This window comes from Variovorax sp. 20P10.2.4, assembly GCF_058244205.1.
Genome location: NZ_JBZAYE010000250.1, coordinates 1 through 9,940, shown reverse-complemented (window position 1 = coordinate 9,940; position 9,940 = coordinate 1). Strand labels below are relative to the sequence as shown.

Annotated in this window: 8 protein-coding genes; all 8 read left to right on the top strand. The window is 69.9% G+C overall.

The annotated features are described in order from the left end of the window. A partial coding sequence (locus tag AC27VN_RS21905; RefSeq protein WP_490877883.1) for a 3-hydroxyacyl-CoA dehydrogenase occupies positions 1 to 1,406 on the top strand: 1,406 nt, incomplete at its 5' end. 32 nt (positions 1,407 to 1,438) lie between these two features. Continuing rightward, complete coding sequence (locus tag AC27VN_RS21900) at positions 1,439 to 2,629, top strand: acetyl-CoA C-acyltransferase (protein WP_490877882.1); 1,191 nt, start codon at positions 1,439 to 1,441, stop codon at positions 2,627 to 2,629. A 10-nt stretch (positions 2,630 to 2,639) separates the two neighbouring features. Continuing rightward, positions 2,640 to 3,848, top strand: a complete 1,209-nt coding sequence (locus AC27VN_RS21895; RefSeq protein WP_490877881.1) for an acyl-CoA dehydrogenase family protein — start codon at positions 2,640 to 2,642, stop codon at positions 3,846 to 3,848. 12 nt (positions 3,849 to 3,860) lie between these two features. Beyond that, the gene (locus tag AC27VN_RS21890; RefSeq protein WP_490877880.1) at positions 3,861 to 5,003 is read left to right on the top strand and encodes an acyl-CoA dehydrogenase family protein; all 1,143 of its coding nucleotides are present in this window, start codon (positions 3,861 to 3,863) and stop codon (positions 5,001 to 5,003) included. After that, the gene (locus AC27VN_RS21885) at positions 5,000 to 5,809 is read left to right on the top strand and encodes an oxepin-CoA hydrolase, alternative type (RefSeq protein ID WP_209542524.1); all 810 of its coding nucleotides are present in this window, start codon (positions 5,000 to 5,002) and stop codon (positions 5,807 to 5,809) included. Before AC27VN_RS21890 ends, AC27VN_RS21885 begins: the two co-directional genes overlap by 4 nt. 80 nt (positions 5,810 to 5,889) lie before the next feature. After that, a complete protein-coding gene (locus AC27VN_RS21880) occupies positions 5,890 to 7,098 on the top strand; it encodes a CaiB/BaiF CoA transferase family protein (protein ID WP_296781065.1) in 1,209 nt (402 codons plus the stop codon). A 32-nt stretch (positions 7,099 to 7,130) separates the two neighbouring features. Then, on the top strand, positions 7,131 to 8,129 hold the full coding sequence (locus AC27VN_RS21875; RefSeq protein ID WP_490877879.1) for a Bug family tripartite tricarboxylate transporter substrate binding protein: 999 nt from the start codon (positions 7,131 to 7,133) through the stop codon (positions 8,127 to 8,129). 50 nt (positions 8,130 to 8,179) lie between these two features. Then, positions 8,180 to 9,940: acyl-CoA synthetase (locus tag AC27VN_RS21870; RefSeq protein ID WP_490877878.1), on the top strand; the 1,761-nt coding region annotated here is incomplete at its 3' end.

The window sequence follows — 9,940 nt, the reverse complement described above, 5'->3', positions numbered from 1 at the left end:
TGAAGATCGTCGAGGCGGTCGAGGGCGCGCTCACGCTGCCCTTCGACGAAGGCATGGCGCTCGAGCGCAAGCTGTTCCTGCAGTGCATCGACAGCCCGCAGCGCGCCGGCCTGGTCCACGCCTTCTTCGCCGAGCGCGAAGTGCTCAAGGCGCCCGAGACCCGCTCCGCGAGCCCGCGGCCGCTGACGTCGGCCGGCATCGTCGGCGGCGGCACCATGGGCGCGGGCATCGCGGTGGCGATGCTCGACGCCGGCCTGCCCGTGACCATGATCGAGCGCGACGACACCCAGCTCGCGCGCGGCCGCGCCAACGTCGAGAAGGTCTACGACGGCCTGATCGCCAAGGGCCGCATCACGCCCGAGGCCAAGGCCGCCGTGCTGGCGCGCTTCTCGGGCTCGACCTCGTACGACGCGCTCGCCAATGTCGATATCGTGGTCGAGGCCGTGTTCGAGGACATGGGCGTGAAGAAGGCCGTGTTCGCCGAGCTCGACCGCGTCTGCAAGCAGGGCGCGGTGCTGGCCACCAACACCTCCTACCTCGACATCGACGAGATCGCCGCCAGCATCTCGCGGCCGCAGGACGTGGTGGGCCTGCACTTCTTCTCGCCGGCCAACATCATGAAGCTGCTCGAGATCGTGGTGCCCGCCAAGGTGCGCGCCGACGTGGTCGCCACCGGCTTCGAGCTCGCGAAGAAGCTCAAGAAGGTGCCGGTGCGCGCGGGCGTGTGCGACGGCTTCATCGGCAACCGCATCCTGGCCGTGTACCGCCAGGCCGCCGACCACATGATGGAGGACGGCGCCTCGCCCTACGAGATCGACGCCGCCGTGCGCAACTTCGGCTACCCGATGGGCCCGTTCCAGGTCTCGGACCTCGCGGGCGGCGACATCGGCTGGGCCACGCGCAAGCGCAAGGCCGCCACGCGCGACCCGCAGGCGCGCTACGTGCAGGTGGCCGACCGCATCTGCGAGCGCGGCTGGTTCGGCCAGAAGACGCAGCGCGGCTACTACCTCTATCCCGAAGGCGCGCGCACCGGCCAGCCCGACCCCGAGGTGCTGGCGATCATCGACGCCGAGCGCGAACGCGCGGGTGTCAAGCCGCGCGACTTCACCGAGGAGGAGATCATGCGCCGCTACATGGCCGCGATGATCAACGAGGGCGCCAACGTCGTGCTGCAGCGCATCGCGCTGCGCCCGCTCGACGTCGACGTGACCTTCCTCTACGGCTACGGCTTCCCGCGCCACCGCGGCGGCCCGATGAAGTACGCCGACATGGTGGGCCTGCCCAAGGTGCTGGCCGACATCCAGGAGTTCGCGAAGGAAGACCCGATCTTCTGGAAGCCGTCGCCGCTGCTGGTGCAGCTGGTCGAGCGCGGCGCCGACTTCGCGAGCCTCAATCAATCCGAGTAATCACACAGAGCCAGCCTCCAGGAGACATCCCCATGCGTGAAGCCGTCATCGTTTCCACCGCCCGCACCCCGCTCACCAAGGCGCACCGCGGCGAATTCAACATCACCCCCGGCCCCACGCTGGCGGCCTTCGCGGTCAAGGCCGCGGTCGAGCGCTCGGGCCTCGACCCGGCGCTGATCGAGGACGCCATCCTCGGCTGCGGCTATCCCGAGGGCACCACCGGCCGCAACATCGCGCGTCAGGCCATCGTGCGCGCGGGCCTGCCGATCTCGATCGCCGGCACCACCGTCAACCGCTTCTGCGCCTCGGGCCTGCAGGCGATCGCGATGGCCGCGGGCCGCATCGTGGTGGACGGCGCGCCGGCCATGATCGCGGGCGGCGTGGAAAGCATCTCGCAGATCCGCAGCCGCAGCGCCACCGACAGCGGCGACAACGGCATGGACCCGTGGATCGTCGAGCACAAGCCCGCGCTCTACATGGCCATGATCGAGACCGCCGACATCGTGGCCCAGCGCTACAACATCAGCCGCGAGGCGCAGGACCGCTTCTCGGCCGAGAGCCAGCGCCGTACCGAGGAGGCGCAGCTCGCCGGCCGCTACAAGGACGAGATCGTCGCCTGCACCACCACCATGGCAGTGACCGACAAGGAGACCAAGGAAGTCACCCACCGCGAGGTCACGGCCACCGAGGACAACTGCAACCGCCGCGGCACCACCTACGAGGCGCTGGCCAAGCTCAAGCCCGTGATGGGCGACGACAAGTTCATCACCGCGGGCAATGCCTCGCAGCTCTCCGATGGCGCATCGGCCTGCGTGCTGATGGAAGCCAAGGACGCAGCACGCGCCAACATCCAGCCGCTGGGCGCCTTCCGCGGCCTCGCGGTCGCGGGCTGCGAGCCCGACGAGATGGGCATCGGCCCGGTGTTCGCCGTGCCCAAGCTGCTCGCGCGCCACGGCCTCAAGGTCGAGGACATCGACCTGTGGGAACTCAACGAAGCCTTCGCCTCGCAATCGATCTACTGCCAGGACCGGCTGGGCATTCCCTCGGAACGCCTCAACGTCAACGGCGGCGCGATCTCGATCGGCCACCCCTTCGGCATGACCGGCGCGCGCCTCGCGGGCCATGTGCTCATCGAAGGCAAGCGCCGCGGCGCCAAGTACGCCGTGGTCACGATGTGCATCGCCGGCGGCATGGGCGCCGCGGGCCTGTTCGAAATCTACTGAGGAGCGCGCGATGGACCTGAACTTCACCCCCGAAGAAGAAGCCTTCCGCGGCGAGGTGCGTGCCTTCCTGGCCGACAAGCTGCCCGCGCGGCTGTCGGACAAGGTGCGCGGCGGCAAGATCCTCGAGAAGGCCGACATGGAGGAATGGCATGCCATCCTCGACGCGCGCGGCTGGCTCGCCAACCACTGGCCCGAGCAGTACGGCGGCCCGGGCTGGACGGCGGTGGAGAAGTTCATCTTCGAGAACGAGTGCGCCCTGGCCTTCGCGCCGCGCATCGTGCCCTTCGGCGTGAACATGCTCGGGCCGGTGCTCATCAAGTACGGCAACGAGGCGCAGAAGCGTCACTGGCTGCCGCGCATCCTCAACGGCGCCGACTGGTGGTGCCAGGGCTATTCGGAACCCGGCGCGGGCTCCGACCTCGCGGCCGTGAAGACCTCGGCCGTGCGCGGCATCGATGCCCAGGGCGACCACTACATCGTGAACGGCCAGAAGACCTGGACCACGCTGGGCCAGCACGCCAACATGATCTTCTGCCTGGTGCGCACCAACCGCGAGGCGAAGAAGCAGGAAGGCATCAGCTTCCTGCTGATCGACATGACATCGCCGGGCGTCGAAGTGCGCCCGATCATCACGCTCGACGGCGAGCACGAGGTCAACGAGGTGTTCTTCTCCGACGTGCGCGTGCCGGCCGAGAACCTCGTGGGCGAGGAGAACAAGGGCTGGACCTGCGCCAAGTACCTGCTGACCTACGAGCGCACCAACATCGCGGGCGTGGGCTTCTCGGTGGCCGCGCTCGAGCAGCTCAAGGGCATTGCCGCCACGCAGACGAAGAACGGCAAGCCGCTGTCGGACGACCCGGCCTTCGCGGCGCGCCTGGCGCGCGTGGAGATCGACCTCGAGAACATGAAGACCACCAACCTGCGCGTGATCGCGGCGGTGGCCGGCGGCGGCGTGCCGGGCGCCGAGAGCTCGATGCTCAAGATCCGCGGCACCGAGATCCGCCAGGAGATCTCGTCGCTGGCGCGCCGCGCGATGGGCGTCCACGGCCGCCCCTTCATCGCCGAGGCGCTGAAGGACGGCTTCACCGGCGAGACCTTCGGCCCGGCCTACGCCTCGGCCGCCGCCTCGCGCTACTTCAACAACCGCAAGCTGTCGATCTTCGGCGGCTCGAACGAGATCCAGAAGAACATCATCAGCAAGATGATCCTGGGCCTGTAAAGGAGAGATGCAATGAACTTCGAACACAGCGAAGACCGGCGCATGCTCGCCGACAGCCTGAACCGCTTCATCAGCGAGCAGTACGCCTTCGATGCGCGCGACCGCATCGCGAAGTCGGAACACGGCTTCAGCAAGGAGATCTTCCAGCAGTTCGCCGAACTCGGCGTGATCGGCGCGCTGTTCAGCGAGGCCGATGGCGGCTTCGGCGGCGGCGGCTTCGACATCGCCGTGGTCTTCGAGGCCCTGGGCCGCGGCCTCGTGGTCGAGCCGCTGCTGGGCGCGGTGATGGTCGGCGAGGCGCTCGGCGCGGCCGGCACGGATGCGCAGAAAGAAAAGCTGGTCGACATCATCAACGGCGTGACCGTCGCGGCCTTCGCGCACGACGAGGCCGACACGCATTACGAACGCACGCGTGTGCAGACGAAGGCCGAGCGCGGCGGCGACGGCTGGGTGCTGAACGGCGCCAAGGCCGTGGTGCCGCAAGGCGAACAGGCCGACCTGTTCCTGGTCTCGGCCCGCACCTCGGGCAAGGTGGACGACGAAGCCGGCATCTCGCTGTTCCTCGTGCCCGCGAAGACGGCAGGCCTCACCGTGCGCGGCTGCCCTTCGATCGACGGCGGCCGTGTCGCCGAACTCTCGTTCGACGGCCTGAAGCTGCCCGCCGATGCGCTGCTGGGCGCCGAGGGCCAGGGTGCCGCGACGCTCGAACGCGCCATCGGCCGTGGCGTGCTCGCGCTGTGCGCCGAGGCCGTGGGCGCGATGGAAGCGGCCAAGACCGCGACGCTCGACTACCTGCGCACGCGCAAGCAGTTCGGCACCCTGATCGGCAGCTTCCAGGCGCTGCAGCACCGCATGGCCGACCTGCTGCTCGAGATCGAGCAGGCGCGCTCGGCGGTCATCAATGCCGCGGCCGCCATCGACGGCAGCGACCGCCTCGCGCGCGAGCGCGCGCTGTCGGCCGCCAAGTTCAGCATCGGCCGCATCGGCGCGCTGGTGGCCGAGGAAAGCATCCAGATGCACGGCGGCATCGGCATGACCTGGGAACTGCCGCTGCCCCACTACGCCAAGCGCCTCGTGATGATCGACCACCAGCTCGGCGACGAGGACCATCACCTGCAGCGCTACATCTCGCTCGGTAAAGAGGTGGCGGCATGAGCGAGAACAAGACCGTGCTGATCTCGCAGGAAGGCGCCGTGCGCATCCTCACCAACAGCAACCCGGGCGCGCGCAACGCGATCACGCCCACGCTGTATGCCGAGCTCGCGGCCGCGCTGGCCGATGCGCAGGACGACCCCGAGGTCGGCGCCATCGTCTTCACCGGCGCCGGCGATTTCTTCTGCTCGGGCGGCGACCTCAACCTGCTGGCCAAGCGCCGCGAGCTGCCCGCCTCGGAACGCCGCGAGAAGCTCGAGGGCCTGCACAACCTGATCCGCGCGCTGCGCGACTGCGGCAAGCCCGTGATCGCGGCCGTCGAGGGCGGCGCCGCGGGCGCGGGCCTGTCGATGGCGCTGGCCTGCGACATGCTCGTGTCGGCACGCGATGCCTTCTACACCGTGGCCTACGTCAAGGTCGGTCTCACGCCCGATGGCGGCGCCACCGCCTTCCTGGCCGAGTTCGTCTCGCGCCAGCTGCTGACCGAGCTGTGCCTGACCGGCGACCGGCTGCCGGCCGAGCGCCTGCATGCGCTGGGCGCGGTCAACCGCCTGACCGACAAGGGCGCGGCACTGGCCGAGGCGATCGCGCTCGCGGCCAAGGTCGCGAACGGCCCGCAGCGCGCGAGCGCGCGCATCAAGTCGCTGTGCCGCCAGGCGCACCGCGCCACGCTCGAGGAACAACTGGAGGCCGAGGCCGTCTACATGGTCGAGTCGCAGGCCGATGCCGAGGCCGCCGAAGGCATCGGTGCCTTCCTCGGCAAGCGCAAGGCCGACTTCGCCGCGCTGCGGCGGCAGGACAAGTCCTGACGCCGCCCGCCACCGTCGCAGCCTCTCCCCCCGGCCTCGCGCGCACCCGCGCCGAGGTCTCACGTCTTTCCGGAGCCACCATGCCCTCGCTGAATTCCTCGCTGCCGCTCGCCGGCGTGCGCGTCCTCGACCTGTCCCGCATCCTCGCGGGCCCCTGGTGCGGCATGGTGCTGGCCGACATGGGCGCCGAGGTCATCAAGGTCGAGCACCCGGGCCGCGGCGACGACACACGCGACTGGGGCCTGCGCGTCGGCAAGACCGAGACCGCCTACTTCAACAGCGTCAACCGCAACAAGCGTTCGGTCACGCTCGACCTGCAGACGCCCGAGGGCCAGCAGCTCGCGCGCGATCTCGCGAAGCAGTGCGACGTGCTGATCCAGAACTTCAAGTTCGGCGGCATCGACAAGCTCGGCCTGGGCTACGAGCAGCTGAGCCAGGAACACCCCGGCCTCATCTACTGCTCGATCTCGGGCTACGACCGCACCGGCCCCGAGGCCGCGCGCCCCGGCTACGACCTCGTGGTGCAGGGCGAAGCCGGCCTGATGGCGCTCAACGGCGAGGCCAGCCAGCCGCCGCTGAAGTTCGGCGTGGCGGCCGTCGACCTGTTCACCGGCATGTACTCGGCGCAGGCCATCCTCGCCGCGCTCTACCAGCGCGAGAAGACCGGCAAGGGCCGGCACGTCGAGATGGCGCTGTTCGACTGCGGCCTGATGATCACCGCCTACTACGGCCTCGAGGCGCTGCTGCTGGGCGAGGACCCGCCGCGCTACGGCAACTCGCATCCCTCGATCGTGCCCTACGGCGTGTTCGACGCGGCCGACGGCCCGCTGGTCATCACCGTGGGCAACAACGCGCAGTTCGCGCGCTTCTGCACCGAGGTGATCGAGCGGCCCGACCTCGCGGCCGACGAGCGCTTCAAGACCAACATCCTGCGTTCGGCCAACCGCGCGGTGCTGCTGCCGCAACTGCATGCCGAACTCGCGAAGCGCCCGCGCGCCGCGCTGCTCGAAAAACTGAGCGCCGCCGGCATCCCCTGCGGCGAGGTGCTGGGCCTGCTCGAAGCGCTGCAATCGAAGCGCGCCACCGACGCCGGCCTGGTCACGCGCCAGCCGCATCCGGTCGCGGGCACGGTCGACGTGCTCGCGCCCCCTTACCGTTTCGATGGCGAGCGCCTGCCGGTGCGCAGCGCGCCGCCCACCCTGGGCGAAGGCACGCACGACGTGCTCCAGTCCTTGCTCGGCCTGTCGGATGAAAAGCTGGCAGCGCTGAAAAGCAGCGGCGTCGTCTGACGGCGCCACCTTGTTCCCCTGAAGCAGAAGTCATGGCCTCCCTCTCTCTCCGTCCCCTCCGCAGTCCTCTTCGCCGTGCACTCCTCGCGCTCGCCCTTCCCCTCGCCGCCGGTGCCGCCTTCGCGCAGGCCTGGCCGGCCAAGCCGATCACGCTGATCGTGCCCTTCCCGCCCGGCGGTCCCACCGACGTGGCCTCGCGCATCGTGGCGCAGAAGATGTCGGCCGCGCTGGGCCAGAACATCGTGATCGACAACCGCAGCGGCGCCTCGGGCACCGTGGGCGCGGCCGCCGCCGCGCGCGCGCCGGCCGACGGCTACACCTTCGTGATGCTGGCCACGCCCACGCTGCTGGCCTCGCACCTCTACGGCCCGACCGGCTACGACATCTTCAAGAACTTCACGCCCGTGGGCAGCGTCTACGACCTGCCGATCGTGCTGGTGGTCAATCCCAAGGCGCTGCCCGAGGTGACCGGCCTGCAGGGCCTGATCGCCAAGGCCAAGGCCGAGAACGGCAAGCTCAACTACACGACCGCGGGCGCCGGCAGCTTCGGCCACCTGACGACCGAGCAGCTCAAGAACATCGGCAAGTTCGAGATGCAGCACGTGCCCTACCGCGGCAGCGCACCGGCCGTGACCGACCTGATCGGCGGCCAGGTGCCCGCGATGTTCTCGGACCTGGTGGCCGTGATCCCACACATCCGCGCCGGCAAGCTGCGCGCCATCGCGGTCGGCTCGGGCCAGCGCGTGAGCCTCTTGCCCGACGTGAAGACGGTGGCCGAGCAGGGCTTCCCGGGCTTCGACGCCACCTCGTGGGGCGGCCTGCTGGCACCGGCCGGCACGCCCAAGGACGTGGTCGAGCGCATGAGCACCGAACTCAAAAAGGCGCTGGCCGACAAGGAAGTGCAGGAGAAGCTGCAGGGCGTGGGCTCGTTCGCGGCCTACCGCAGCGCCGACCAGACCGCCGAGCGCATGCGCCAGGACTTCGAGCGCTGGGGCAAGGTCATCCGCGACAACCACATCACGAACCAGTAAAACAGCCGGGCCGACACGGCGACGATTTCAAGGGAACAAGGAGACAGGCCATGACCGACAGGAACGACCGGCACGACAACGACTACGCGACGCCCGTGGGCGCGCCGTTCCGGCCCGCGCGCCCCGTGCGCAGCCTCGCCGACATCCACGCGCTCGAGCAGACGCCGCTGGCGCAGGCGCTCACGGTGCGCAGCACCTACGAGATCTTCCGCAACGCGGGCCATGCCTTCGGCGACAAGACGGCGCTGACCTTCCTGCGCACCGGCAACCCGGACGATGCGCCGATCCGCTGGTCGTATGCCGGGCTGCTCGCGCGCATCCATCAGACCGCGAACCTGCTGCACGACCTGGGCGTGGGCCCGAACGACGCGGTGGCGGTGCTGCTGCCGGGCTGCCTCGAATACCACCTCGCGCTCTGGGGCGGCGAGGCGGCCGGCATCGTGCAGCCGCTCAATCCGCTGCTCACCGACGAGAAGCTGGTCGCGCTGATGACCGCGGCCCGCGCCAAGGTGCTGATCGCCTACGGCTCGGACGCCGAGTCGGGCATGTGGTCGAAGGCGCTGCGCCTGCGCGGCCAGGTGCCCGGGCTCACCACCCTGCTGCGCGTGGCGCCGCACGACGAGGCGCCGGGCGCGGCGGGCGCGCTGCCCGAGGGCGTGGCCGACTTCGAGGCGCTGCGCACCGCGCAACCCGATGACCGCCTCGTGAGCGGCCGCGACATTGCTTCGAGCGACATCGCCGCCTACTTCCACACCGGCGGCACCACCGGCGCACCCAAGCTCGCGCGCCACAGCCATGGCGCGCAGGTGTTCACCGCCTGGGCCAGCGTGCAGGTCGCGGGCATGAACGAGCACGGCATCTCGATCAACGGCTATCCGCTGTTCCACGTCGCGGGCGTGCTGCCGGCCTCGCTGGCTTCGCTGTCGGCCGGCGTGGAGGTGGTGATTCCCACGCCCTCGCTGCTGCGCAACAAGCAGGTGCTGGCCAACTACTGGAAGCTGGTCGCCAAGTACCGCCCGACCTCGCTGTCGGCCGTGCCCACGGTGCTCGCGGCGCTGGCCAACGTGCCGCTGGACGGCGCCGACATCTCCTCGATCACCTACTGCCGCACCGGCGCGGCCGTGCTCTCGCCCGAACTCGCCGCGCGCTTCGAGCGCCTGTTCGGCCTGCACGTGCACGAGAGCCTGGGCATGACCGAGATGGCCGGCATCTCCACCATCACGCCGCCCGGCGTCGACGGTCCCGCAGGCTGCGTCGGTTTTCGCCTGCCCTACATGCAGATGCGCGTGGTGGCGCTCGACGAGCACGGCAACGCGAGCGACCGCGAAGTGCCGCGCGGCGAGACCGGCATGGTGCTGTTCAAGTCGCCCAACGTGTTCTCGGGTTTCGTCGATCCGGCCGACAACGCCAAGGCCTTCACGGCCGACGGCTGGCTCGCGACCGGCGACCTCGGCTGGATCGACAGCGAGGAGCGGCTCAACCTCACGGGCCGCTCGAAGGACCTGATCATCCGAAGCGGCCACAACATCGATCCCAAGGTGATCGAGGACGCACTGAGCGCCCATCCCGCGGTGCAGGTCTGCGCCGCGGTCGGCGCGCCCGATGCCTACGCGGGCGAGCTGCCCGTGGTGTTCGCGACGCTGGTGCCCGGCGGCGCCGCCACCGAGGACGAGCTGCTGGCCTTCACCGCCGCGCGCGTCGACGAGGCACCCGCCAAGCCCAAGTGGGTGGCGCTGGTCGATGCGCTGCCGATGACCAACGTCGGCAAGATCTACAAGCCCGAGCTGCGCGCCATGGCCGCGAGCCGCGTG